Origin of the sequence: Nocardioides cavernae, assembly GCF_016907475.1 — a bacterium.
In the GTDB taxonomy this organism is placed as follows: domain Bacteria; phylum Actinomycetota; class Actinomycetes; order Propionibacteriales; family Nocardioidaceae; genus Nocardioides; species Nocardioides cavernae.
This window is the reverse complement of sequence record NZ_JAFBCA010000001.1, coordinates 2,180,481-2,206,029: the sequence shown is the minus strand read 5'-3', so window position 1 is coordinate 2,206,029 and position 25,549 is coordinate 2,180,481. Positions and strand designations below refer to the sequence as shown.

The window sequence follows — 25,549 nt, the reverse complement described above, 5'->3', positions numbered from 1 at the left end:
GGCGCCTCCCCTCAACGGTGGTGTCGGCGCAGGCCGAAGGTCAGCCCGTCGACGAGCGCGCCCCACGACGCCTCGATCACGTTGGCGCCGACGCCGACGGTGACCCACGACGACTCCCCGTCGGTGGTCTCGATGAGCACGCGGGTGATCGCGTCGGTGCCGTGGCCCTGGTCGAGGATGCGGACCTTGTAGTCGATCAGCTCGAACTTCGCGACCTCCGGGAAGGCCTGCCCGATCGCCTCGCGCAGCGCGGCGTCGAGGGCGTTGACGGGACCGTTGCCCTCGCCTGTGACGACGTAGCGCACGCCCTCCGACCGCAGCTTCACCGTCGCCTCCGAGATCGCCTCGCCGTCGGTGCGGGTCTCGGTGATGACGCGCCACGACTCGACGTCGAAGTACGACGGCCGCGCGCCCTCGACCTCCTCGGCGAGCAGCAGCTCGAAGGACGCGTCGGCGGCCTCGAAGGTGTAGCCGCGCTGCTCCATCGCCTTGACCCGGTCGGTGACGCGGGTGACGAGCTCGCGGTCGTCGGACAGGTCGTAACCGAGCTCCCGGCCCTTGAGCTCGATCGACGCGCGCCCGGCCATGTCGGAGACGAGCAGGCGCATGTCGTTGCCGACGACGAGCGGGTCGAGGTGCTGGTAGAGGTCCGGGTCGACCTTGATGGCACTGGCGTGGAGGCCGGCCTTGTGGGCGAACGCCGACGTGCCGACGTACGGCTGACGCGACGCCGGCGGCACGTTGGTGACCTCGGCGACGGCGTGCGCGATGCGCGTCGCCTCGCGCAGCAGGCCCTGCGGCAGCACGTTGCGGTCCAGCTTGAGCTCGAGGTTGGCGACGACGGTGACGAGGTCGGCGTTGCCGGTGCGCTCGCCGTAGCCGTTGATGCAGCCCTGCACGTGGCTCGCCCCGGCGGCGACGGCGGCGAGCGAGTTGGCCACCGCGCAGCCGCTGTCGTTGTGGGCGTGGATGCCGACGCGGGCGCCCGTGGTCTCGATGACGTCGAGCACGACGTCGGAGACCCAGTCGGGCAGCATGCCGCCGTTGGTGTCGCACAGGGCGACCACCTCCGCGCCGGCCTCGGCGGCGGTGCGCAGCACCTCGAGGGCGTACGCCCGGTTGGCGCGGTAGCCGTCGAAGAAGTGCTCGGCGTCGAGGAACACCGTCTGCCCCTCCTCGCGCAGGTGCGTGACGGTGTCGCGCACCATCGCGAGGTTCTCCTCGAGCGTGGTGCGCAGCGCGAGCTCGACGTGGCGGTCGTGCGACTTCGCGACCAGCGTGACGACGCCCGCGCCGGAGTCACGCAGGGCGCGCACGAGCGGGTCGTCGGCGGCACGTACGCCGGCCCGGCGGGTCGCGCCGAATGCTGCGAGCCGCGCGTGGCGGAGGTCGAGCTCCTCGCGGGCGCGGCGGAAGAACTCGGTGTCCTTGGGGTTGGCCCCCGGCCAGCCACCCTCGATGTAGCCCACGCCGAGGCCGTCGAGCTGCTTGGCGATGCTCAGCTTGTCGGCGACCGTGAGGTTGAGGCCCTCCTGCTGGGCGCCGTCGCGCAGGGTGGTGTCGTAGACGTGGAACGAGCCGTGCAGGTCCATCGGAGGTCCTCGGTCTCGGAGGTGGGCAGTGGTGGGGGCAGAAAAAAACCTCCTGGGGTGCAGGAGGTCGGCGCGGCGGGGAGTCCCGTCACGCTAGGCAATGATGATCGTGCTGGTGGTCACGACTTCATGGTGCCACCGAACCCGCGCCCCCGAGACGTGCGTCTCGCCATCCGGTCGGCACGCGCACACGTGCCCCGGGCGCCACTCCCCCACGAGCGACACCCGGGGCACGTGATGTCCCCCCGAGCTGGATCCAGTCCACCGCGCCGCACCGGGTCGGGGCCACGGCCAGCGACCCGCACAGTTCTCGTACAGTTCGCCGGTCGCGAGGGCCGCGGCCGCGCTAGCCGACCCAGGTCGCCTTGGCTCCGCCGTCCTGGGAGGAGTTGACGACCATCTGCCCCTCCTCGAGCGCCACGCGGGTCAGGCCTCCCCGCGGCACGGTGACCTCGCGACCGTCGAAGAACACGAACGGCCGGAGGTCCACGTGGCGCGGCTGCGGGACGCCGTCGACGATCGTCGGCTGGGTGGACAGCGAGACGACGTCCTGGACGATCCAGCGCTTCGGCTCGTCGCGCATCGCCTGCCGGGTGGCGGCCAGCTGGTCCGCGGACGCCGTCGGACCGATGACGACGCCCTCGCCGCCGGCCCCGTCGCGGGGCTTCGCGACCAGGTCGGGCAGCCGGTCCAGCGCCTCCTGCAGCCGGTCGGCGTCGGTGAGGTCGTAGGTCGGCACGGAGCGGACCCGCGGCTCCTCGTGGAGGTAGTAGCGGACCATCTCGTCGACGTGCGCGTAGACGGACTTGTCGTCGGCGACCCCGGTGCCGTAGCAGTTCACCATGCCCACCTGGCCGGCACGCCACGGCTCGAGGAGCAGGCTCGCCACGTCGACGCCGGCGTCGCGCGGCGTCAGGCCGTCCTGCTCGGTGCGGCGGTAGACGGCTCGCACGGGCGTCCCGTCGGCCAGTCGCAGCCCGTCCCCGTCGCGCCGGAGGCCGTCGGGCTCGACGAGCTCCAGCCCGGCCTCGTCGGCGAGGCGGCGGTGCTCGTAGTACGCCGAGTTCTCGGGGCCGTCGGTCACGAGCACGAGCGCGCCGTCGGCGCCGGGGTTGGTCGCCTCGAGGCAGCGTCGCAGCGCAGCGGCGCACTCGTCGAGGCCGGATGACGACTCGACGCCCAGCACCTCCGACACGGCCTCCGACACGGCCATGGCGTACGCCATCCCCGACGGCGTTCGGACGTTGTCCTCCAGCACCAGCAGCGTGCCGTCCTCGTCGCGGACGACGTCGAACCCGGCCACCGAGATCCAGGCGCCCGCCACGGGGGCGCTGCCGGTGAGGTCCGGCTCGAGGTAGGGCGTCGCGTCCAGGACGTGGGCCGGCACGACGCCGTCGGCGACGCACCGGCGCTCGGCGTACACGTCGGCGACGAAGGCGTCGAGCGCGCGGATGCGCTGCGCCAGGCCGTCGGCGAGGAGGTCCCACTCCCCCGGGTCGAGCAGGCGCGGGACGGGGTCGGCGCGGAAGGCGTGGCCGCCCGCTCCACCGAAGCGGACGCCCCGCTCCTCCAGCACGGCGTTGACCCGGCGGCTCAGCTCGTCGCGCTCAGTAGCGGACGAGGGCCGCTGGGTGGGGTCGGTCCGTTCGGTCTGGTCGGTGTGGTCGGTCGGATGGGCCGCGTCGGCGTGATGGTCCATCCGACCTGTCTACCAAGTGCATGACAGGCCGTTCCCCCCGAAGGGTGGTGCCCACGGGGGAACGACCCGGGCCTGCCCGAACGGCGAGGTCCGTCACAACCAGCCGGGAAGCCGTACGTCGGAGAACGGAGCCGAGTCGTCGGGCGCCCAGCTGGTGCCCCGCGCGGACGCCGCCGCACCGAGGCCGGACCCGGCGGCCGCGACGAGCAGCGTGACGAGCAGCCACGGGACGCCGCGGCGGGCGAGCGGGTCGACGACGCGGTGGACGGGCGAGCGGAGTCGCTCCGAGCCCGGGCCCCACCACGTCGACAGAGCGAACATCGCCCCGATCACCGCGAGCGAGGTGGTCAGCGACAACGCGCCCGCGAAGCACAGCAGCGCGACGCCGCAGGCGATGCCCGCGCTCCACAGGAACAGCAGCAGGGAGCCGCCGAGACCGGCCACGGCGTGCCACGGGGCGGCGAGCAGCACCTGGATGCCGTCGTACCACTTGGCCCCGCGACGGTCGCGCCGGCTGCCCGCGGACGACGCGGCCAGCGAGCCGCTGCGCAGCAGCCAGACGACGACGGCGAGGACGGCGATCGCGACGTAGGGGGCGAACGTGATGGCGCCCGCGACGACGCCGCCGACGGCGAGCAGGGTGAGTGTGCGGCGCAGCCGCTCGCCGGCCGGCACGCGCGGCCGAGCAGGCGGGCCGTAGTCACCGACGTACTCGGTGGAGCCGTCCGGCAGCACGCGGGTCTGCCGGTGCGGCTGTGTGCCGGCGTCACCCCACCCGACGGTCGCGTCGTCGTCGTGCCATGAGTCGGTGCGGTCGTCGGAGTGGTCGTCGTCGTGGTCGTCGTGCCAGGCACGGTCGCTGTGTCGGTCGAGGTCGTCGTCGCCCGGTCGGTCCCAGTCGTGGGACCAGTGCACCGGCTCACCCACCGGCTGGGTGTACGCCGGCGCGACGGTCGGCGCGAACGGCTCCGCCGCGGCCGTGCCGACGCGGGTCGGCGCCTCGAGGTCCTGCCGGATCCCGGCGACGTAGGGCAGCGTGACGGGGGCGGTCGCGCGCTCCTCACGCTCGTCGGGCTCGGGCGAACCGAGGTCCTCGAGCCAGTCGCGGACCTCCTCGAGCGTGGGCCGGTCGGCGGGCTCCGGGGCGAGCGCCTCCTCGACCAGCTCGAGGACGTCGGGGGCCAGGCCGGTGAGGTCGTGCTCGCCGCGTCGCACGCGGTCCATCACCGCCACCGACGGTCCACGGCCGAACGGCGCGCGGCCGGTGCCGGCGTACGCCACCGTGGCGGCCCACGCGTGCACGTCGGAGGCGATCGTGGCGTCGTCGCCGTAGAGGATCTCGGGGGCGAGGTAGCCCGGCGTGCCGAGCAGCCAGCCGTTCATCGTGATGCGCGAGTCCTCGGCGACGCGGGCCAGGCCGAAGTCGATCAGGATGGGCGTGCGGCCCTCCATGATGACGTTGGACGGCTTGATGTCCCGGTGGAGCACGCCGACCGAGTGGACCGCCTCGAGCGCCTCGGCGAGGCAGTCGGCGAACCACAGCAGGTCGTCGCCCTCGAGCGCTCCCTCCTCCTGCACGTGGTCGTGGAGCGAGAGGCCGGGCACGTAGCGAGTGGCGACGAAGGGGATCTCGCCGAACGGGTCGGCGTCGACGATCTCGGCGATGCGGCGGCTGCGGACCCGGCTCAGCGAGCTGACCTCGCGCGCCAGCCGGCGCCGGGCCTCGTCGTCGCCGACGACGTGCGGGCGCAGGACCTTGATCGCGACCGGGCGCTCCCCCGGCTTCTGCCCGAGGTGCACCACGCCCATGCCGCCCTCGCCGAGCCGGGCACGCAGGGCGTAGCCGCCGACGGTCAACCCGGGCGGCGGCGCCTTCGGGGACGTCGTCACGGCAACGAGGATACGGCTGGAACGGGTCGTTACCCCGATCCCGGGCGCCGCGCCGCGCCGCTGTCGGACGCGTCGGCGACGATGGGGTGGTGGAGGAGGTACGACGGCGCCTGGCGGGCGAGCGCGAGCAGGCGCTCACCCGGCTGGCCGGCCTGACCGGCGACCACGAGGCGATGGTGGCGGCCTCCCTCGACACCAACGCCGACGACGAGCACGACCCCGAGGGCACGACCATCGCCTTCGAGCGCTCCCAGATCGGTGCGCTCGTGCGCCAGGTGCGGCACCACGTGGCCGAGGTGGATGCGGCCCTCGAGCGGGTCGAGGCAGGCACCTACGGCGTCTGCGAGGTCTGCGGCCGCGACATCGGCGCACCGCGGCTCGAGGCCCTGCCTGCCGCGCGCAGGTGCATCAGGTGTGCGTCCCGGCGTTCGTGATCTCCCGCCGCCTCGGCCCCGATCCGACCGGCCGTCGCCAAAGGTGGCGGCACATCGCATCGCGGACCACCGGATCCCTGTCATCTGCCGCCACCCAGACCCCACCGCCGCACAAGGTGGCGGCACATCGCATCGCGGACCACCGGATCCCTGTCATCTGCCGCCACCTTCGCCGGGACCGAGCGACGCACTCGGTCATCCGGCCGATCCTATGAGCGGCCGCGGGGCACTAGCGTGCACCCGTGCTCGCGCAGATCCGCTCCGTCGCGCTGTCCGTGTGGCGCCTTCCGGCGCCGCCCGACGCGCGGCCTGCCGGACGCCTCGACCACGCCTTCGTGGGGGTCACTGCCGTCCTCGCCGTCGTCGAGGTGACCGTGCTGCGCCCGGACCTGCCGTTCCGCTGGCTGTCCCTGGCGGGCTTCCTCGTCTGGCTGCCGACGCTGCTCGTCCGCCGGACCCGACCCCTGCTCACCGTGACCGTCTTCGGGGCCGTGGTCCTCGCCGAGCTGGTGATCACGCGGGTGACCGACGGGGCTGGACCGGGCGACCTCAACAGCGCCATCGTCGGGCTCCTCATCCCCTACTGCCTGGCGCGCTGGGCCGGCGGCGCAGACGCGGTCAAGGGTCTCTTCCTCTTCCTCTTCGTCGCGGGCAGCTCGCTGGTCTCGCAGGACCTGCCCGCCGCCGACCGGATCGGTGGCACCGCGGTCATCGTGGCAGCGGTCGCGCTGGGTGCGGCGGTCCGCGCCCGGTCGTTGCTGCGGACGCGGCAGCTCGACGACGTACGCCGTGGGGAGCGGGAGCGGCTCGCCCGCGACCTCCACGACACGGTCGCCCACCACCTCACAGCCATCGCGATCACCGCCCAGGCGGGCCTCGCGGTCGCCGGGCGCGAGCCCGCGGCCGCGACGGACGCGCTGCGCCGCATCGACGAGGAGGCGACGCGCACGCTGGCGGAGACTCGCAAGGTCCTGCGCCTTCTCCGCACCGACGAGGAGGCGCCCGAGCGCCCGCTGGCGGACCTCCGCGGCCTGGCGAGCGGCGGGCCCGGGCCCGTGGTGGCGGTCGCGGTCGACGACGACCTCGACGACCTGTCCCCGACCGTCGCGGCCGCGCTGCAGCGCATCGCGCAGGAGGCGGTCGCCAACTCCCGCCGGCACGCCCGGGACGCCACTTTCGTGGAGGTGCGGGTCACCCGCGAGCAGGACGGTGTGCAGCTCGTCGTGACCGACGACGGACGGGGCTCGACGGGCAGCGGGGACGGCTTCGGCATCGTCGGCATGACCGAACGGGCGGCGCTGCTCGGCGGTCGCCTCGAGGCCGCGTCGCTCGCTCCCCTCGTGGGCTGGCGGGTCACTGCGACACTTCCCCTCGAGGAGGCACGATGACACTGCGCGTGCTGGTCGCCGACGACCAGGAGATCGTCCGCACCGGGCTCGCGATGATCCTCGGCGCGCAGGACGGCATCGAGGTGGTCGCGACGGCCGTCGACGGGCAGGACGCCGTCGAGCAGGCGCGCGAGCTGCGGCCCGACGTGTGCCTGCTCGACATCCGGATGCCCCGGCTGAACGGCATCGAGGCGACCCGCGCGCTCGCCGGGCCCGACGTCCCGGACCCTATGGCGGTCGTCGTGGTGACCACGTTCGACCTCGACGAGTACGTCTACGGCGCCCTGCTGGCCGGCGCCAGGGGCTTCCTGCTCAAGGACTGCGGCCCCGAGCTGCTCACCCACGCCGTACGCGCGGCCGCCGACGGCGGATCGCTGATCGCGCCGACGGTCACGACCCGCCTGCTGAAGAGGTTCGCGGCCAGGGACACGCCGCCCCAGCCGACCTCACCGCTGACCGAGCGCGAGGAGCAGGTGCTGGTCGCGGTGGCCCGCGGGCTGACCAACCACGAGGTCGCCGCGGAGCTCTACATCTCGCTCAGCACGGTGAAGACCCACCTCGGCTCCCTCATGGGCAAGCTGGGCGTCCGCAACCGGGTCGAGCTCGCACTGTGGGCCTATCAGACCCGCCGGCTCGACTGACGCACCTGCGACCGCCGCACCAGCCACTCCGCCACGGCGAGGTTCAGCACCCACGCGAACCCCATCCCGGCGGCCTTGAGGCCACCGCCGGGCTGGTCGACGACGAGCACCATCGGGCCGAGCACGAGCGCCTGCGTGCCGGCGCCCTGCGCGACGGCGTACGACCTCGCCATCCACCGCTGGTGCGTGCGCACGTCCCGGGCCCGGATCGCGGCGAGGCCCAGTACCAGCCCCACCGCCATGAGCGTGCCGAAGAGCAGGCGGAGCCACATCAGGGCGGTGTTGTCGTACGCCGGCAGCCGGCCGGACACCGTCATCACCAGCCCACTCACCGCCGCCGCGAGGCCGGCCGGGACGAGGACGCGACCGCTCCACCGGTGCCAGCGCGGACGACGGCGGCGGAAGGAGGGCATGAACTGGAAGGCCCCCAGCACGCAGTACGTCGTGGCCCCGAGGATGTGCACCACGACCGGGACGGGGAGGTCGAAGAAGCGCGCGTTCTCGGCAGTCCGACCGGACGAGAGGTCGACCAGCCGCGCGGCACCGGCGGCCACCGGCACGAAGGTGAGGGCCAGCAGGCTCGCGGGAATCCACCACTCGCGACGGGGACGGGGCGGGGCGTCGGGTCGGCCCGCTCGGGAGACGGTCGTGCTCATGCCGACGAGCCTCGCGGCGCGGGGCGTACGACGCATCGGCCCGCAGGCCGCGGCGGGTCAGCCGATCGGCCGAGGCACCGCCTGCGCCGACTCGAGGGCCTCGATCAGGGTCCGGGCGTCGTGGGGACCGATGTGGCGGGTCTCGCCGATGAAGAAGGTCGGCGTGCCCCGCACCCCGCTCTCCTCGGCCGAGGCGACGTCGTGGGCGACGTGGCGCGCCAGGTCGTCGTCGTCGAGGTCGCGGAGGAACGCCTCCACGTCGAGGTCGAGCCCGGCGGCGTAGCCGACGAGGTCCTCCAGCTCGAGCTCGTCCTGGTGGGCGAAGAGCACGTCGTGCATGTCCCAGTAGCGGCCCTGCCGCGCCGCCGCCTCGGCACCCAGAGCGGCCAGCTCGGCGTGCGGGTGGACCGGCAGGGGCAGGTGGCGGGTGACGTAGCGCAGCCGGTCGCCGAAGTGCGCGCGCAGCTCCTTGCCGACCCCGCTCACGCGGGCGCAGAACGGGCACTCGAAGTCGAGGTACTCCACCAGCGTCAGCGGCGCGTCGACCGGTCCGGTGATGTGGTCGCGCGCCGGGTCGACCGGTCGGCTGAGGTGCGTCGGGAGGGCCGCATCGCGCTGGCCGAGGAAACGGGCGGCGAACCGGAAGGCGAGCCAGCCGGCGAGGCTCGCCAGTGCGGCGGCCACCAGCACGCCGACGCGCGCCTGGTCCTGCAGCCGCGACGACTCGAAGGCGAGGCTGATGATGAGCAACGAGACCGTGAAGCCGATGCCGGAGAGCGCACCGCCGGCCAGGGTGTGGCCCAGGCCGACGCCTTGGGGCAGCCGCCCCCAGCCGAGGCGCACGCTCGCCCACGCGCCGGCGAAGATGCCGAGAGCCTTGCCGACGACCAGGCCGAGCACGATGCCCCACATCAGCCGTGACCCGAACGCGTCGCCGAGGACGCCGTCGCGCAGGTCCACGCCGGCGTTGGCCAGCGCGAAGACGGGTACGACGACGTGGCTGGTCGGGGAGTGCAGCGCCTCCTGCAGGCGCTCGTTGACGGAGATGGCGCGGGTCAGCGACCGGCGCGCAGCCCGCTGCACGCCCGGCATCGGCGACTGCCGGAACGCGCGGAAGCTGCGCGCAGCGTCCTCGACGTCGGACCGGCGCGGGTCGAGGGCGGGGACCAGCAGGCCGCTCAGCATGCCGGCGATCGAGGCGTGCACGCCGGACTCCAGGGTGGCGAACCACAGCACCAGCACGACCACCACGTAGGGCGCCGCCTGCCAGACGCCCGCGCGGTCGAGGCCGACCAGCACCACCAGGCAGAGGGCGGCGACGACCAGCGCTCCGAGGGACAGCTCGTCGGAGTAGACGACGCCGATCACGCTGACGGCGACGATGTCGTCGATCACGGTGAGCGTCAGCAGGAAGATCCGCAGCTGGGTCGAGACCGCCGGGCCCACCAGCGCCATCACCCCGAGCAGGAACGCGGTGTCGGTGCCGATGACCGCACCCCACCCGGCCGCCGCCTCACCGGACGGGTTGAGCGCCAGGAAGATCGCCGCCGGCACGAGCATGCCCGTCACGCCCGCGACCAGCGGCACCACCACGCGACTGCGGTCGACGAGCTCGCCGATGGCGAACTCCTTGCGGACCTCGAGGCCGATGACGAAGAAGAACACGACCATCAGGCCGTCGTTGATCCAGTGGTGCAGGTCCATCGTCAGGCCGCCGTCGCCGAACCTGATCGACAGCTCCGTGTGCCACAGGTCGACGTAGGACTGCGACCACGGCGAGTTGGCCCACACCAGGGCGATCAGCGCCGCCATGACGAGCATGCCGGCGGAGCCGGACTCGGTGCGGATGAAGTCGCGCAGCGAGCGCGAGCTCTGCGCCTCGAACGCCGCGGACCCCCGGCAGGAGGACTGGTCCGGGTCCGGTTGCTCCTGGTCCGTGCTCACACGACGCGGTGCATCCAGCCGAAGGTGTCCTCCGCGCGCCCGAACTGCATCCCGACGAGCGCCTCGCGGATCTGCATGGTCAGCTCGGTGCTGGACGGCGCGGGCGTGACGCCCTCGGGCGAGCGGAGCTCACCGACCGGGGTGACGACCGCGGCTGTGCCGCAGGCGAAGACCTCGGTGATCTCACCGGAGGCGACGCCGTCACGCCACTCGTCGATGGAGACCTTCCGCTCCTCGACGGCGTGGCCGAGCTTGCCGGCGAGCTCGATGATCGAGGCGCGGGTGATGCCCTCGAGGATGGTGCCGGTCTCGGGGGTGACCACACGGCCGTCGGCGTGGACGAAGAAGAGGTTCATCCCGCCGAGCTCCTCGATGTAGCGGAACTCCTGGTCGTCGAGGAACACGACCTGGTCGCAGCCCTTCTCGATCGCCTCACGCTGCGCGGCGAGGGACGCGGCGTAGTTGCCGCCCGTCTTGGCCGCGCCCATGCCGCCGCGACCGGCGCGGGTGAAGGTCTCCGACAGCCAGAGGTTGACCGGCTTGATGCCGCCCTTGAAGTAGGCGCCCGCCGGGGACGCGATCACCATGAAGGTGACGTGCTGGGCCGGACGGACGCCGAGGAACGTCTCGGAGGCGAACATGAACGGGCGCAGGTAGAGCGACTTCTCGCCGCCGCCGGAGTTGTCCGGCACCCACCGCTGGTCGACCTCGACCAGCGCGTCGACGTAGGCGACGAAGTCCTCGACCGGCAGCTCCGGGAAGGCCAGCCGCTGCGACGAGCGCACCATACGTGCGGCGTTCTGCTCGGGCCGGAACGTCCACACCGACCCGTCGTCGTGCCGGTAGGCCTTCATCCCCTCGAAGGTCTCCTGCGCGTAGTGCAGCACCGCCGTGGCCGGGTCGAGCGTCAACGGTCCGTAGGGCTGGATCCGGGCGTCGTGCCACCCCGCGTCGGGCGTCCACTCCACCAGCAGCATGTGGTCGGTGAAGTGCTGCCCGAAACCGGGGTTCGCGTGGATCTCCTCGAGCCGGGCGAGCTCGACGGGCGTGGGGTTGGCGGTGGTGCTGATCTGCATGGGGTCAACCTATTCCAGAGGCCCGGAGGGGCGCTCAGAGACGGGCGGCGATGGCGTCCCCGACCTCGCTCGTACGACGGCTCGTGCCGGGGTCGCGCTCGGTGAGGTCGGCCAGGACGGCCGCCTCGATCGCGGCGGCCGCCTCGGCGTGGCCGAGGTGGTCGAGCAGGAGCGCGCCGGAGAGGATCGCGGCGGTCGGGTCGGCCTTCTGCTGCCCCGCGATGTCGGGGGCGGAGCCGTGGACGGGCTCGAACATGGACGGGGCCGTCCGGTCGGGGTTGACGTTTCCGGAGGCGGCCAGCCCGATGCCGCCGGTGATGGCGGCGGCGAGGTCGGTGATGATGTCGCCGAAGAGGTTGTCGGTGACGATCACGTCGAAGCGGGCGGGGTCGGTGGCCATGAAGATCATGGCCGCGTCGATGTGGATGTAGTCGGTCGTGACGTCGGGGAACTCCGTGGCCACCTGCTCGAACAGGCGCCACCAGAGGGAGCCGGCGTTGACCAGCACGTTGGTCTTGTGGACCAGCGTGAGCTTCTTGCGCGGCCGCTTCTGCGCCCGTGCGAAGGCGTCACGCACCACGCGCTCGACGCCGTACGCGGTGTTGACCGAGACCTCGGTGGCGATCTCGGCCGGGGTGCCGACCCGGAGCGCGCCGCCGTTGCCCGTGTAGGGGCCCTCGGTGCCCTCGCGCACCACCACGAAGTCGACCTCGCCCTTGTCCAGGACGTGCCCGGCGAGGGGTGAGACCGAGCCCGGGAAGAGGCGCGACGGGCGCAGGTTGACGTAGTGGTCGAGCTCGAAGCGCAGCTTGAGGAGCAGGCCGCGCTCGAGGATGCCAGGAGGCAGGTTCGGGTCGTTGGGCTTGCCGCCGACGGCACCGAGCAGGATCGCGTCGTGCCCGCGGATCTCCGCGAGCACCGAGTCGGGCAGCACCTCGCCGGTCGCGAGGTAGCGCTCGGCGCCGAGGTCGTAGCGCGTCGACTCGAACTTCACCGGCGCGGCGACCTCGAGGACCTTGAGGGCCTCGGCGGTCACCTCGGGGCCGATGCCGTCGCCGGGGATGACGGCGAGGGTGGGGCTCCCGGTGTCGCGGGCGGCGGCGGTCTGGTCGGTGTCAGGCATGCGGCGAACGTTAGTTGTCGTCCGGACGCTGGCCGCCGCCGTCTCGCAGGTCAAGCGCGGTCTGGACGGCGACCGCCGTGTTCTCCGCGCTGCGCGGGTTCTCCGGGTCGTGGGCCGCGGGGCCCCAGGTGTCGGGATACATCTGGTACATCGATCTCACTCCTACGTGCGTGACGGTGTGGGTGAGCCCGAAGCCGCCGACACCGCGGCGGGTAGGGAAGCTGGACGGCGGGGATCGCCCGGGCCCGGCTGCCGGCCGACGAGCGTGCGGGTCGCGCAGGACTGCGGAGGACCCGCCGCGAAGGCGGTGGCTTCGAGCTCTGCCGAGCAGACGCTCGGCGGAGGGGCGAAAGGCCGGGTGGCGGAACCTCGTCAACGCCGAACACCGCGACGAGGTGGCCCTTCTGTCAGGCCTCGCCGCGGCAGTCGATAAGTACGAAGACGCTCCGCATGGTGGGACGACTGTACGACTGCCGGACGGGCCGCCGCACGGGGTTTCCCCGAACGTGTCAGATCGTGAGATGTCGGCCCGTCCAGTGGGATCGCGCGCGAGGAGTGACAGACTCGGCGACCTCATGTCTGCTCCTCCGGAACTCCCCGAGATCGTCCAGCGCGCGTTCGACGTCTGCCGCCAGGCCGGCTACGTCGCGTTCTGCCGCAACGAGACCGGTCGCCTCCTCGCCACCCTCGCCGCAACCAGGGGCGGCACGATGGCCGAGTTCGGCACCGGCTGCGGGGTCGGCACCGCCTGGCTGCGCAGCGGCGTGCGCAACGGGGCACGGATCCTCACCGCCGAGCTCGACGAGTCGCTGGCCGGTGCTGCGTCCAAGATCTTCGACGACGACCCCAAGGTCGAGGTGCTCGCCGCCGACTGGAGCGTGCTGCGCGAGCACGGCCCCTTCTCCCTGCTGTTCCTCGACTCCGGCACCCCGTCCGAGGTGGGCGTCGACGCCGTCATCGACCTCGTCGAGCCCGGCGGCATCGTCGTGCTCGACGACTTCGCGCCGTGCGAGTCGTGGCCGCCGATCACCTACGGGCGCGTCGACACGCTGCGCGAGCAGTGGCTCACCGACGAGCGGTTCACCGCGGTCGAGGTGATGGTGGCCGCCGACGCGTCCGCCGTGATCGCCACCCGGCGCTGACGCCGCCGCAACGTCGGTGGCTCCGGCGACGCAGTGGATGGCGTGAGGGCGACGGCGACTCCTCGCAGGAGTCGCCGTCGCCCTCACCCGGCGGCAGTTCCAGGAGCTACTTGAGCTTGACCTTGCGCACGCCGCTCGTCGCCTCGGACTGCTGAGGCGTCGCCTCGACCAGCACGCGCCACCAGCTCTGCTTGCCCTTGGCGGCGTACCTCAGCTTCACCGCGTTGCCCGGGTTGCTCGTGTAGGTCTCGTAGGTCTTCCACGAGCAGGAGTCGTCCGCGGGCCCGCACGTGCGGAACTGCAGGACGACCTCCCGCGCGGGTCCGGGCGTGACCTTGATCGTGTCCTTGATCTTCTGCCCGGCGTGCACCTTGGCGGTCTTCGTCTTGAAGCCCGTGACCGTGCTGGTCACCATCGCCGGCCCGCCGCCCTGCCTGGTCCAGATCGCGAGGGTGTTCTGCTCGAACGAGCTGAACGCCAGCTCGTTGTCGCCGTCGCCGTCGAGGTCCGCGACCACCGCGCCGCCTGCCTGCCCGAACCGCTCGCTGGGGCCGGTCAGCGTGTGCTGGACGAACGCCCCGCCCGCCTTCTGCTCGATCCAGAAGAGCCGTCGGGCGCAGGTGTTCGACGCCTGGCAGGTGCCGACGACCAGCTCGTCGCCGTCACCCGACACCGCGAGGTCGACGTCGCCGTCCCCGTCGATGTCGCCGTAGCCGAGCACGCCCGGCGCCGCCGAGCCGGCCGCCGCACGGGCGGCCATCTTGTCGGCGGGGTCCGACGGGTTGGAGAGCGTCGTGAGCGCCCACGGCTGCGCCTTGTCCGCGCCGGGAGTGAGCTCGTAGACCGATTCCGACGCCGGGAGGAAGGCGCCGCCCGGGCCGAGCTTGCTCAGGTGGTTGGTGGCAACCCAGCCGAGCTTTCCGTCACCGTGGAAGTTCGGGACCGGCTTGATCTGGAAGCCGTTCGCCGTCTGTCCGAACGTCGCGATCGTGTGCGGGGTGAAGTTGGCGCTGGTGAGACCACCCGGTGCGATGACGCCGGTCTGCTCGTACCACCTGTACGACGGCATGGCCACGGCAGCCGGGCCGGTGGGGAAGCCGAAGTACTGCGCGGACACGATGTCGAGCCGTCCGTCGTCGTTGACGTCGTGGACGACCGGCAGGCTGCCGCCGGTGGAGGCGATCGGGACCGGGGCGTCGAAGGTGCCGTCCCCGTTGCCCGGGAAGAGCTGCATCTGCACCAGGTCGTCGGTGGGGGTCGACGGGTCCACGCCCTGCTCGCCGACGGTCAGGAGGTCCTTGTGGCCGTCGCCGTCGAGGTCGGCGAACTCGGCACCGTGGTAGGCCCACGGCTGGACGGGCGGGATGACGTCGTGGCGGACGAACGCCCTGCTCGGCCCGGTGTTCTCCCACCACGTGAGCGAGCCGCGGCTCTGAGGGACAGCCGGCCCGGGCGGGTCATAGGTGTCGAAGAAGTATCCGCCGGGCACGATCAGGTCGTTGTCGGAGTCACCGTCGACGTCTGCGATGGTCGGCTGGTTGGGGGTGACGATGTTGGCACCGGTGCCGAACACCGTGACTTTGTCCCAGACACCGACGTTGCCGCCCGGTCGGTAGACCTGCAGGGTGCCGCCGCCCGTGGGCGCGCCGAACATGAACGTGCCGAACCCGGAGGTCACCAGGTTCTTCTCTGCGCCGAACACCGGGCCGGTCACGGTGAAGGCCGCGCCGGTGATGCTCGGGTCGATGTTGGTCCGCGTGAACGACGCGGCCACCGCCGGGTCGACCGGCGGGCCGGCCTGGGCCTGCGGCACGAGCAGGGCCGTCGCTGTCAGCGCGGTCGCGAGGGCGGTGCCCACGCGCAGCGCGTGCTGGGGTCGAGAAAGGATCACCTGTCACTCCTTCTGAGGCCGGTCGCCGAAGAAGCGTGATTATATATGATCTATCTCATGCGGCGACGCGCTATCGCCTGACCGCCACGCCCGCGTCACCCAGGTCGACCGTGAACCACGGCAGCATCAGCTGGGTGAGTGGACCGATCGCCAGCGCGTAGACCACGGTCCCGACGCCCAGGACGCCACCGAGCAGCAGGCCGATGACGACGACGGCCACCTCGAGGCCGGTGCGGACGAGCCGCAGCGAGATCCCGGTGCGCCGCGACAGACCGGTCATCAGGCCGTCGCGCGGCCCGCGGCCGAGCTGGGCGCCGATGTAGAGCGCGCTGGCCAGCCCGCAGAGCAGGACGCCGCCGACCATCAGGCCGAGCCGCCCCGCCATTGCCTCCGGGCGGTCGAGGACGGCCAGCGTCGCGTCGGCGGAGAGACCCACGACGATCGCGTTGCTGATCGTGCCGAGCCCCGGCATCTCCCGCAGCGGGATCCACAGCACCAGCACCACGAAGCTGAACAGCACGACGGCCTGGCCGAGCGTCATCGGGACATGGCGGATGAAGCCGGAGTGCAGCACGTCCCACGGTGCGAGGCCGAGCGCGCCGCGGACCATCAGCGCCAGCGAGACGCCGTAGAGGAAGAGCCCGACGAAGAGCTGGGGCAGGCGTCGCGCCAGGCGTCCGGCGCGCAGCTGGGCGACAGGTCCCAGGTCGACGAGGACGCCGCGGGGCGCGTGGACGGTTCCGGTGGGGGCTCCCGTGGGGGTCGTGCTGGTCATGGGTCCATCCTGATCCCAAGTGGCCTTGTCCGACATAGCCAATGGTGGAACAGTGGCCTGCATGAGCCGCATCGTCAGCGCCCAGCGCGTGGCCACCCTCGTCGGTGACTTCCCCCGCACCCCCGCCTACCTCGGGCTGGCCGAGAGCCTGCGCGTGCTCATCGGCGACGGACGGATCGGCATCGAGGTGCGGCTGCCCAGCGAGCGGGACCTCACCGCCTCGCTCGACGTCTCGCGCACGACCGTGACCCGTGCCTACGAGGTGCTGCGGGAGTCGGGGTACGCCGAGGCGCGCCGCGGCTCCGGCACCTTCACCACCGTGCCCGGCGGGCAGCGCCGCGCCCACGACCGGTCGCTGATGCCGGGCACCGGCGGCGAGGACGTCATCGACCTCAACTGCGCGGCGCACTCCGCACCGCCCGGCCTCGTCGAGGCCTACCAGCGCGCCACCGAGCAGCTGCCCGCCTACCTCAGCGGGCCCGGCTACTTCCCGCTCGGCGTGCCCGCCCTCCAGGCGCGGATCGCGGCGGCCTACGAGGCGCGGGGGCTGCCGACCGTGCCCGAGCAGGTCATGGTCACCGCCGGTGCCCTGGCGGCAGCGTCGGTGGTGGCACAGGCGTTCACCGCTCCCGGCGAGCGGGTCGTCGTCGAGTCGCCGACGTACCCCAACGCGACCCAGGCGGTGCGGCACGCGGGCGCCCGGCTCGTCGCCGCCACCGTCGACCCCGACGGCTGGGACCTCGACGCGCTGGCGGCCACCCTGCGCCAGACCTCGCCCCGGCTCGCCTACCTGATCCCGGACTTCCAGAACCCGACCGGGCACCTGATGAGCGACAGCCAGCGCGAGGAGCTCGCCCATGCGCTGGCCCGCACCCGCACGACCGTCGTCGCCGACGAGGCCCACCAGGCGCTCGCGCTCGCGCCCGGGCTGGCCGACGCCATGCCGGGTCCGCTCGCGGCCCATGCGCACGACGCGATCACGATCGGCAGCGCGAGCAAGTCGTTCTGGGGCGGGCTCCGCCTGGGCTGGGTGCGCGCCCCGCTCGCCGACATGGACCGGCTCCTGCAGGCTCGCATCGGCCTCGACCTGGGGGCGCCGGTCTTCGAGCAGCTGGTGCTGGCCGACCTGCTCGACCACGCCGACGAGGTGCTCCCGCTCCACCGCGAGCGGCTGGTCACGGGCCGCGACGCGCTCGTCGCGGCCGTCCGCGAGCACCTGCCGTCGTGGCGCTTCCGCGTGCCCGACGGCGGCCTAGCCCTGTGGTGCGAGCTGCCCGAGGCGCTCGGCACCGCGACGACGGCCGAGGCCGAGCGCCGCGGCGTCGTCGTCGCCCCCGGGCCGGTGTTCGCGGTGGAGGGCGGCCTCGACCGCTTCGTGCGGATCCCATGGACCGCCTCCCCCGACGACCTCACCGAGGCCGTACGACGCCTCGCCGCCGCCTGGGAGCACGTGACCACGGACGCAGCCCGGCCGGCAGCGCGTCGCGCTGCCGGCCGGGTGATGGTCGCCTAGATCGAGTCCGTCAGGACAGGTCCACCGCGCGCGCCGAGGCAGCGTGCATCGCGGCCTCGATCTCGGTGAGGGTGTCGGACGGGATCGCCGAGTCGACGCTGAGGGCGACGAGCGCGGCGCCACCCTTGTCCTGGCGCGAGACCTGCATGCCGGCGATGTTCACGTCGGCGTCGCCGAGGATGCCTCCGATGACGCCGACCATGCCGGGACGGTCCTCGTAGGTGAAGAAAGCCAGGTGGGTCGTCGGCTCGATGTCGACGTCGAAGCCGTTGACCTCGACCAGCCGCTCCTTCTGGGCGAGCCCCACGAGCGTGCCGCTCACGGACACCTGGGTGCCGTCGGCGAGCGTCCCCCGCAGGGTGATCAGGTTGCGGTGGTCGGGGCTCTCCGCCTCGGTCACCAGGCGCACCTCGGTCCCGCGCTCGGCAGCGAGGAGTGGCGCGTTCACGTAGGAGACCTGCTCCTCGACGATGTCGGCGAAGACGCCCTTGAGCGCGGCCAGCTCGAGCACCTTGACGTCGAACTCGGTGATCTCCCCCCGGACCTCGACGTCGAGCTGCTGCGCGACCTCACCGGCCAGGGAGGTGAAGACCCGGCCGAGCTTCTCGGTGAGCGGGATGCCGGGACGTACGTCCTCGGCGATGACGCCGCCCTGCACGTTGACGGCGTCGGGCACCAGCTCGCCGCTCAGGGCGAGCCGGACCGAGCGGGCCACGGCGACGCCGGCCTTCTCCTGGGCCTCGTCGGTCGACGCACCGAGGTGGGGCGTGGCGACGACGTTCTCGAGCTCGAAGAGGGGACTGTCCGTGCACGGCTCGCTTGCGAAGACGTCGAGGCCGGCGGCGGCGATCTGGCCGGTCTTGAGGGCGTCGTACAGCGCGGCCTCGTCGACGATCCCGCCGCGAGCGGCGTTGACGAGGACCAGACTCGACTTCGCGCGGGCCAGCTGGTCGACGCCGATGAGCCCGACCGTCTCCGGCGTCTTGGGCAGGTGGACGCTCATGAAGTCGGACTCCGCGAGCAGCGTGTCGAGGTCGACGAGGCGGACGCCCATCTGCGCGGCGCGGCCGGCCTGCACGTAGGGGTCGTAGGCGATGACCTTCATGCCGAAGGCGCTGAGGCGCTGGGCGACCAGGACGCCGATGCGGCCGAGGCCGACGATGCCGACCGTCTTCTCGTAGAGCTCGATGCCGGTGTACTTCGAGCGCTTCCACTCGCCGCCACGGAGGGCGGCGTGGGCCGGGCTGATGTGGCGGGCCGCGGCGAGCATGAGGGCGACGGCGAGCTCAGCGGCGCTGACGATGTTGGAGGTCGGAGCGTTGACGACCATGACGCCGGCCTGGGTCGCGGCCTTCACGTCGACGTTGTCGAGGCCGACACCCGCGCGGGCGATGACCTTGAGCCGACGGGCGGCGGCGAGGGCCTCGGCGTCGACCTTGGTGGCGGAACGGACGAGGATCGCGTCGACGTCGGCGATCGCAGGGATGAGCTCGGCGCGGTCGGCACCGTTGCAGCTGCGGATCTCGAAGTCCGGGCCGAGCGCCTCGATCGTGGCGGGGCTCAGCTCTTCGGCGATGAGTACGACTGGCCGGAGATCGGGCGCAGGAGCGGATGCGTTCACAGCGGGGTCCTCGGGTGATCAAGGGTGTGTTCGGGGACTGCACGACGCTGTGCCCGGCTCACATTACCCGCGAGTGGGACACGAGTCCCATCGCCCCAGCATCCGGACGTCGTACCCGGCGCCTACGATCCAGGCATGGGCGCGATGGACGACGCGGAGCGGCTCGAGCCGGCGACCGTCGAGGAGTGGAGCGCGTGGCTGCGCGACAACCACCCGCAGCCGCAGGGCGTGTGGTTGGTCAGTCCGCGCAAGGCCGCCGAGCGGGCCTTCTCCTACGAGGAGGCCGTGCTGGAGGCGCTGCGCTACGGCTGGGTCGACTCGACCGTCAAGCCCGTCGACGAGCTCCGCTCGATGCAGTGGTTCGCCCCGCGCCGCCGGAGCAGCATGTGGACCCGCATCAACAAGGGGCGCGTCGCCCGCCTCGAGGAGGCCGGCCTGATGGAGCCCGCCGGCGCGGCCGCCATCGCGACAGCCAAGGAGACGGGCATGTGGACCCTCATGGACGACGTCGAGGACTGCATCGTGCCGGACGACCTCGCCGCCGCCTTCGACCGCCACCCGGGCGCGCGCGAGCACTGGGAGTCGTGGTCGGCCTCGGCGCAGAAGCTGATCCTGTCGTGGATCGTGCTCGCGAAGAGGCCGGAGACGCGCGCCGCGCGGGTCGGGACGACGGCGGAGAAGGCCGCTCAGGGGATCAAGGCGCAGTGACGCGCAGGCGTCAGATGGGGCAGCCGTCCGGGCCGCACTCCTGCCCGTCGGCACCGGTCGCCAGCACCTCGATCTTCGGTCGCGACTCCGACCACGCCCGCTCGAGCACCTGCGTGAACACCTCGGTCGGCTGCGCCCCGGAGACGCCGTACTTCTCGTCGACGACGAAGAACGGGACACCGCTCGCTCCGTAGGCCTGCGCCTGCGCGACGTCGGCGTGCACGTCGGTCTCGAACTCCCGCGAGCCGAGGACCTCGTCGACGCGCGTGGCGTCGAGCCCGGCTCCTACGGCGACCTCACGCAGCACGGCGTGGTCGGCGACGTTGCGGCCCTCGGTGAAGTACGCCTTGAGCAGCGCCTCCTTCACCTGGCCCTGCAGCTCGTTGCCACCCTGCTCGTGGGCGAGGTGGATGACGCGGTGCGCGTCGACGGTGTTGAGGTGAAGCGTCTGCGAGAGCCGGTAGACCAGGCCCTCCTCGGCGGCGACCGCCTCGACCCGGTCCTGCATCTGCTGGGCACCGTCGGGCGACTGGCCGTACTTGCGGGCCAGCATCGTCGTCGTGCTCTCCGTCGGCTCGGTCGGCGCGCCCGGGTCGAGCTGGTAGGAGCGCCAGTGCACCTCCACCTCGTCGGCGTGCTCGAACTCGGCCAGGGCGTTCTCGATGCGTCGCTTGCCGATGTAGCACCACGGACAGACGACGTCGGACCAGATCTCGATCTTCACGATGGCCCCAACACGGCGTCTGACCTGCGTGTTCCCACGCGGACTGTGCAGTGAGTCTCCAGGAGACTCAACGTGCAGTCCGGGCGTGTCGCAGCTCAGGACTCCTGGCGGCGGACCTTCGCGCGCCGGGCCACGAACGTCACGCCGAAGCCCAGGACGAGCGCGAGCAGCACGCCGAGGTTGGCGTACGCCCACGGACCCTCCCAGTAGGGGCCGGCCGGGTCGTCGACGTACGTGCCGAGACCCAGCGGCTCGATGAGGAAGCCCTGCCAGTTGTTCCAGGTGGCGTCGGTGGCGAAGTTGTTCACGACCAGGCCCCAGCCGAGGACCGAGGCGCCGACCATCGTGGCGAGCGAGGTGACGTCGACCGAGCCGTAGCGACCCGCCGGGTCGAACAGCGCTTCGTCGTCGTAGTCGCTCTTGCGCAGCGCGATGTCGGCGATCATGATCCCTGCCCACGCCGCCAGCGGGACGCCGAGGGTGATCAGGAAGCTCTGGAACGGGCCCAGGAAGTCCTCGGCGAAGAAGACCACCCAGATCGTGCCGAGGGTCAGGATGACGCCGTCGACGAACGCCGCCGCCGGCCGCGGGATGCGCACGCCCAGCGAGAGCAGCGTCAGGCCCGAGGAGTAGATGCCGAGCACCGCGCCGCTGACGAGGGCGAGGATCGCGGCGAGGAGGAACGGCACGAGGAACCACGTCGGCAGCAGCGTGCCGAGGGTGCCGATGGGGTCGGCGACGATCCCGGCGGACAGCTCGTCGGAGGAGCCCGCGAGCAGCAGCCCGAACACGACGAGCAGCACCGGGGCCACTGCTCCGCCGAAGGTGTTCCAGCCGACGATGGCGGCGCCCGGGGCGTCACGGTGCTGGTAGCGCGACCAGTCGGCGGCGATGTTGATCCAGCCGAGGCCGAAGCCGGTCATGACCATGACGAGTGCGCCGACCATCTGCTGCACGCTGCCGTCGGGGATCGCGCTGACCGCCGACCACTCGATCTCGTCGAGCGTGAGGACCACGTAGACGATGGTGGCGAGGCCGGTGATCCACGTCAGCACCGACTGCATCCGCATGATCACGTGGTAACCGGCGACGCTGGCCGAGACGATGAGGAGCGCGACGACGATGGTGGCGACCACCTGCGTCGTGGTCCCGCCCGACCAGCCGAGCTGGTCGAAGATCGTGGCCGTGGCGAGCACGGCGAGGATCGCGAGGAACGTCTCCCAGCCGATGGAGACCAGCCAGGAGACGACGCCGGGCACCTTCTGCCCGTTGACGCCGAAGGCGGCCCGGCTCAGCACCATCGTGGGCGCCGAGCCGCGCTTGCCGGCGATCGCGATGACGCCGCACAGCGCGAACGACACCACGATGCCGACGACCGTGACGACGACCGCCTGGACGAAGGAGATGCCGAAGCCCAGCACGAACGAGCCGTAGCTGATGCCGAACACCGACACGTTGGCCGCGAACCACGGCCAGAACAGGTCCCGCGGGCGCGCGGTCCGCTCGGACTCCTCGATGATCTCGATGCCGGTCGTCTCGACGCCGAGCCGTCGGGTCTGCTCCAGCCCCGAACCGGAAGTCGCTGTCTCACTCATGACCTGATCGTCGCGCACGGGACGACCGGGAGGAAGCGCGGCGTGCCCACAGGGCCGTGCTCGTCGGGTGCACGACCCGGACGTGGGCGTCTCCGGGGATCACGGGCAAGTCGTTGCCGCTGCGCATGTCGAACCGTCCGACTCGTCCCACATGACGTCTAGATCATATATTCTGCTACGACAACGTGAGGAGCTGCCGTGTCGATACTGCCTGGGGGTGCCCCGATGTCGATCGCGGGCGGGGTTCGCGAGTTCGCCCGCGCGACGCCGCACGCGGTGGCGGTGATCGACGGCGACCGGACCCTGACCTTCGCCGCCCTCGACGAGCGGGCCAGCAGGCTCGCCCAGTGGCTGCTCGGGATCGGGCTGGGCATCGGTGACCGCGTCGCCGTCCTGCTCGGCAATCGACTCGAGTACCCCGAGGTGGCCGCGGGCATCGCGAAGGCCGGACTGGTGATGGTGCCGTTGAACCCGCGGCTGACTCCCATCGAGGCCCGATTCGTCGTCGAGCACTCAGATGCACGGGCACTCGTGCTCGACGACGCGCTGGCCGACGTCGTCGGGGACCTGGTCGTCGAGGCCGGCCTGCCGACCCTCGGCATCGGCGGAACCCGGCTCGGCCCGGCCTACGAGACCGTGCTCGCCTCCTCGTCGGCGACAGATCCACGGGTCGTGGTGGGTGAGCAGGATCCCTTCTGCATCGCCTACACCTCGGGCACCACCGGGCGACCCAAGGGCGTGGTGATCTCGCACCGCAGCCGGGCACTGACCTTCTACATGAGCGCACTGGAGTGGGGCCTGGGCACCGGCCGGGTCTCGGCCGCGATCGCCCCGATGTACCACGGCGCCGGCTTCGCGTTCGGCTTCGCGCCGGTGTTCACGGGGGGCACCGTGACCATGCTGCGCGCCTGGGACCCCGAGGAGGTGCTGGCCCTCGTCGAGCGCGACCGGGTGCAGTCGGCGTTCCTGGTGCCGACCCACGCCCAGATGATCAGGGCGCTCGGGGAGGGCGCCGTGGGGCGCCGGGACATCGCCAGCCTCGACACGCTCTACTTCAACGCCTCGGCGCTCCCGTGGGCACTGAAGGAGTGGGTGATGGAGCAGTTCCCGGCCTGCGGGGTGCACGAGCTCTACGGTTCCACCGAGGGCGGCATCGTGACCAACCTCCGACCGGTCGACCAGCGGCGCAAGCCCGGGTCGGTCGGACACCCGTGGTACCTCACCGAGATCCGCGTGGTCGACGAAGCGGGAGAGCCCGTCGCGCCGGGCGAGCCGGGCGAGCTGTTCAGTCGCTCGCCGTACCTCATGAACGGCTACCACGACGACCCGGACGCAACAGCGGCCTGCACCACCGAGGACGGGTTCATGACGTGCGGCGACCTGGTCACCCTCGACGAGGAGGGATACGTCTCGATCGTCGACCGGAAGAAGGACCTGATCATCTCCGGCGGCGTCAACGTCTACCCCCGCGAGATCGAGGAGGTGCTGGCTCGGCACCCTGCGGTCGCGGACTCCGCCGTCGTGGGTGCTCCGGACGCCACGTGGGGCGAGACGGTCGTGGCGTACGTCGTGCTACGACCCGGCGCCGATCTCGATCCTGCCGCTCTGGAGGCGCACTGCCGCGCGTCGCTGGCGGGGTTCAAGGTGCCCCGCAGCTGGCGCGCGAGTGGCCCGCTGCCCCGCAACGCCGCCGGGAAGGTGCTCAAGGGTGAGCTACGCCGACGGCACACCTCACACAGGGCCGAGTCAATTGATGCTTGACCCGACCGCCTGATTCAATATGATATACGAATTGTGCTTCCGCTTCCGGACGCACCCATCCGCGAGGGAGGTCCGGTGCGTCCGCACGTCGAGCTGATCCAGGAGGACGACTACGTCTGGCACGCCGCCGAGCTGCCCGGCGGCGAGGGCCGCGCGAGCGAGCGCCGGCTCTCGGTCGACGAAGAGGACGGCTCGTCCTCGTTGCGCGTCGACTTCCACACCGACTGGGGCCGTGGCCCCGGCATCCACCACGCCAACACCGAGTACTACGTGCTCGAGGGCCAGATCGACTACGGCGGCCAGAAGATCGGCAAGGGCGGCTACGTCTACGCACCCCGGGGCGTGCCGGTCGACTACCTCAAGATCGCCGAGGGGACCCGGCTCCTCCACTACCGCGAGTACGGCGACGCCGGCTTCGACCCCGTCGACTCCCTCGGCGGCGCGCAGCGGTGGGCCGAGGCCCGCGAGGACCTCATCGTCATCGACTCCGACGCGATGAGGTGGGACGCGGTCCCCAACCCCGGCCCGATGCCCGGCCTGTTCATCAAGTACCTCCACGTCGACCCGGTCACCGGCTTCTACACCCGCCTCGTGCACGCCCAGGAGGGCTGGTCGGACCACCGCCTGGCCCACCACCCGTGCTACGAGGAGGCCTACACGACCCAGGGCCACATGGAGTACAACTTCGGCACCCTCGACCTGGGCACCTACTTCTTCCGGCCCGCCCGGGTCAAGCACGGCCACTTCACCACCATGGAGGGCGGCGCGACCTGGCTGCTGCGCTCCGACGGTGAGCTGAAGAACTGGTACACCCAGAACGAGTGGGTGCGGTGGGGCGGTGACGGCGTCAACTACACCGCCGAGGGCCTGGACGAGGACCCCCACCCGCCGACCCGCTGGTCCTCGTCGACCCACGACCTGGCCACTCCGTGGCGTACGGACGAGGACATCCGCCAGATGAGGGCGGCGTGGCAGTTCCAGGTCGAGCAGGGCCAGCACAACTCCCCCGTCAAGCACCAGGGCACCGGCACCGATCCCTCGATCCTGGCCGTGATGAAGGCGATGGACGCCGCCCAGCTGCAAGGCGGCCACGGTCACGACCACGGTCACGACCACGACCACGACCACCAGCACGAGCACGACCACGACCACCAGGCCGGCGAGCAGGCCCGCGAGGTGGTCGACCTCGACTGGGGCTGGGCCGGGCGCGCGGTCGAGCACCCCGACGAGCGCACCAACGAGCACGCGCACAACTGGGGCACCCGGGTCAGCTGGAAGGACGGCGACCCGATCCCCGCCCCGATCATCTCCAGCCTCCCGGTGCGCAGCCGCTCCCGCGGCCGCTGGGACGGCGACGGGATGTGAGCCGCACGATG

The 25,549-nt window shown here is 72.1% G+C and carries 21 protein-coding genes; 8 read left to right on the top strand and 13 right to left on the bottom strand.

Translation table 11 applies throughout. The annotated features are described in order from the left end of the window. Positions 1–11: 11 nt before the first annotated feature. The 3 genes from cimA to JOD65_RS10280 all read right to left on the bottom strand — a co-directional run bounded on the left by cimA (position 12) and on the right by JOD65_RS10280 (position 5,181). The gene (cimA, locus tag JOD65_RS10290; protein WP_191196625.1) at positions 12–1,592 is read right to left on the bottom strand and encodes a citramalate synthase; all 1,581 of its coding nucleotides are present in this window, start codon (positions 1,590–1,592) and stop codon (positions 12–14) included. 346 nt (positions 1,593–1,938) lie between these two features. Further along, positions 1,939–3,291: a circularly permuted type 2 ATP-grasp protein gene (locus tag JOD65_RS10285; RefSeq protein ID WP_191196624.1), complete on the bottom strand. Its 1,353-nt coding sequence runs from the start codon at positions 3,289–3,291 to the stop codon at positions 1,939–1,941. 93 nt (positions 3,292–3,384) lie between these two features. Beyond that, a complete protein-coding gene (locus JOD65_RS10280; protein ID WP_191196623.1) occupies positions 3,385–5,181 on the bottom strand; it encodes a serine/threonine protein kinase in 1,797 nt (598 codons plus the stop codon). An 89-nt stretch (positions 5,182–5,270) separates the two neighbouring features. On the opposite strand from JOD65_RS10280, the gene JOD65_RS10275 reads away from it, so the two are divergent. The 3 genes from JOD65_RS10275 (at position 5,271) to JOD65_RS10265 (ending at position 7,644) form a co-directional block, all read left to right on the top strand. Then, positions 5,271–5,615, top strand: a complete 345-nt coding sequence (locus tag JOD65_RS10275) for a TraR/DksA family transcriptional regulator (RefSeq protein WP_191196622.1) — start codon at positions 5,271–5,273, stop codon at positions 5,613–5,615. Between the two features lie 242 nt (positions 5,616–5,857). Beyond that, a complete protein-coding gene (locus tag JOD65_RS23985) occupies positions 5,858–7,003 on the top strand; it encodes a sensor histidine kinase (protein ID WP_191196621.1) in 1,146 nt (381 codons plus the stop codon). Then, a complete protein-coding gene (locus JOD65_RS10265) occupies positions 7,000–7,644 on the top strand; it encodes a response regulator (RefSeq protein ID WP_191196620.1) in 645 nt (214 codons plus the stop codon). The genes JOD65_RS23985 and JOD65_RS10265 overlap by 4 nt, the downstream gene beginning before the upstream one ends. Here JOD65_RS10265 and JOD65_RS10260 read toward each other — a convergent pair. The 5 genes from JOD65_RS10260 to JOD65_RS10240 are packed head-to-tail and all read right to left on the bottom strand — an operon-like array spanning position 7,623 to position 12,594. After that, positions 7,623–8,300 (bottom strand): DUF2306 domain-containing protein, encoded by a 678-nt coding sequence (locus tag JOD65_RS10260; RefSeq protein ID WP_191196619.1) that lies wholly within the window; start codon positions 8,298–8,300, stop codon positions 7,623–7,625. The two genes, JOD65_RS10265 and JOD65_RS10260, sit on opposite strands and share 22 nt — an antisense overlap. Before the next feature lie 57 nt (positions 8,301–8,357). Then, positions 8,358–10,244, bottom strand: a complete 1,887-nt coding sequence (gene nhaA / locus JOD65_RS10255) for a Na+/H+ antiporter NhaA (RefSeq protein WP_307821071.1) — start codon at positions 10,242–10,244, stop codon at positions 8,358–8,360. Continuing rightward, positions 10,241–11,320: a branched-chain amino acid aminotransferase gene (locus tag JOD65_RS10250; RefSeq protein ID WP_191196618.1), complete on the bottom strand. Its 1,080-nt coding sequence runs from the start codon at positions 11,318–11,320 to the stop codon at positions 10,241–10,243. The genes nhaA and JOD65_RS10250 overlap by 4 nt, the downstream gene beginning before the upstream one ends. Positions 11,321–11,354: 34 nt before the next feature. Beyond that, on the bottom strand, positions 11,355–12,443 hold the full coding sequence (locus tag JOD65_RS10245; protein WP_191196617.1) for a 3-isopropylmalate dehydrogenase: 1,089 nt from the start codon (positions 12,441–12,443) through the stop codon (positions 11,355–11,357). A gap of 10 nt (positions 12,444–12,453) precedes the next feature. Beyond that, positions 12,454–12,594, bottom strand: coding sequence for a hypothetical protein (locus tag JOD65_RS10240; protein WP_191196616.1), 141 nt, complete (start codon positions 12,592–12,594; stop codon positions 12,454–12,456). 424 nt (positions 12,595–13,018) lie between these two features. Here JOD65_RS10240 and JOD65_RS10235 point away from each other — a divergent pair, with 424 nt between their 5' ends. Then, positions 13,019–13,585: an O-methyltransferase gene (locus JOD65_RS10235; RefSeq protein WP_191196615.1), complete on the top strand. Its 567-nt coding sequence runs from the start codon at positions 13,019–13,021 to the stop codon at positions 13,583–13,585. Between the two features lie 106 nt (positions 13,586–13,691). Here JOD65_RS10235 and JOD65_RS23980 read toward each other — a convergent pair whose 3' ends face one another. Then, positions 13,692–15,476, bottom strand: a complete 1,785-nt coding sequence (locus JOD65_RS23980; RefSeq protein ID WP_191196614.1) for an FG-GAP repeat domain-containing protein — start codon at positions 15,474–15,476, stop codon at positions 13,692–13,694. 70 nt (positions 15,477–15,546) lie between these two features. Continuing rightward, complete coding sequence (yczE, locus tag JOD65_RS10225; protein ID WP_191196613.1) at positions 15,547–16,251, bottom strand: membrane protein YczE; 705 nt, start codon at positions 16,249–16,251, stop codon at positions 15,547–15,549. A 61-nt stretch (positions 16,252–16,312) separates the two neighbouring features. Here yczE and yczR point away from each other — a divergent pair, with 61 nt between their 5' ends. Then, positions 16,313–17,764, top strand: a complete 1,452-nt coding sequence (gene yczR / locus JOD65_RS10220; protein WP_191196612.1) for a MocR-like transcription factor YczR — start codon at positions 16,313–16,315, stop codon at positions 17,762–17,764. A gap of 10 nt (positions 17,765–17,774) precedes the next feature. Here yczR and serA read toward each other — a convergent pair whose 3' ends face one another. After that, positions 17,775–19,385, bottom strand: a complete 1,611-nt coding sequence (serA, locus tag JOD65_RS10215; protein ID WP_191196611.1) for a phosphoglycerate dehydrogenase — start codon at positions 19,383–19,385, stop codon at positions 17,775–17,777. 135 nt (positions 19,386–19,520) lie between these two features. On the opposite strand from serA, the gene JOD65_RS10210 reads away from it, so the two are divergent. Then, a complete protein-coding gene (locus JOD65_RS10210; protein ID WP_204811096.1) occupies positions 19,521–20,093 on the top strand; it encodes a YdeI/OmpD-associated family protein in 573 nt (190 codons plus the stop codon). 10 nt (positions 20,094–20,103) lie between these two features. On the opposite strand, the gene JOD65_RS10205 is transcribed toward JOD65_RS10210, so the two are convergent. Next, positions 20,104–20,817: a DsbA family oxidoreductase gene (locus JOD65_RS10205; RefSeq protein ID WP_191196610.1), complete on the bottom strand. Its 714-nt coding sequence runs from the start codon at positions 20,815–20,817 to the stop codon at positions 20,104–20,106. Between the two features lie 95 nt (positions 20,818–20,912). Next, on the bottom strand, positions 20,913–22,412 hold the full coding sequence (locus JOD65_RS10200; RefSeq protein ID WP_191196609.1) for a purine-cytosine permease family protein: 1,500 nt from the start codon (positions 22,410–22,412) through the stop codon (positions 20,913–20,915). A 198-nt stretch (positions 22,413–22,610) separates the two neighbouring features. On the opposite strand from JOD65_RS10200, the gene JOD65_RS10195 reads away from it, so the two are divergent. Together JOD65_RS10195 and JOD65_RS10190 are read left to right on the top strand one after the other, a co-directional pair. After that, on the top strand, positions 22,611–24,173 hold the full coding sequence (locus tag JOD65_RS10195) for a class I adenylate-forming enzyme family protein (RefSeq protein ID WP_204811094.1): 1,563 nt from the start codon (positions 22,611–22,613) through the stop codon (positions 24,171–24,173). Positions 24,174–24,248: 75 nt separating this feature from the next. Beyond that, a complete protein-coding gene (locus JOD65_RS10190) occupies positions 24,249–25,538 on the top strand; it encodes a DUF4437 domain-containing protein (RefSeq protein WP_191196608.1) in 1,290 nt (429 codons plus the stop codon). Positions 25,539–25,549: the final 11 nt, after the last annotated feature.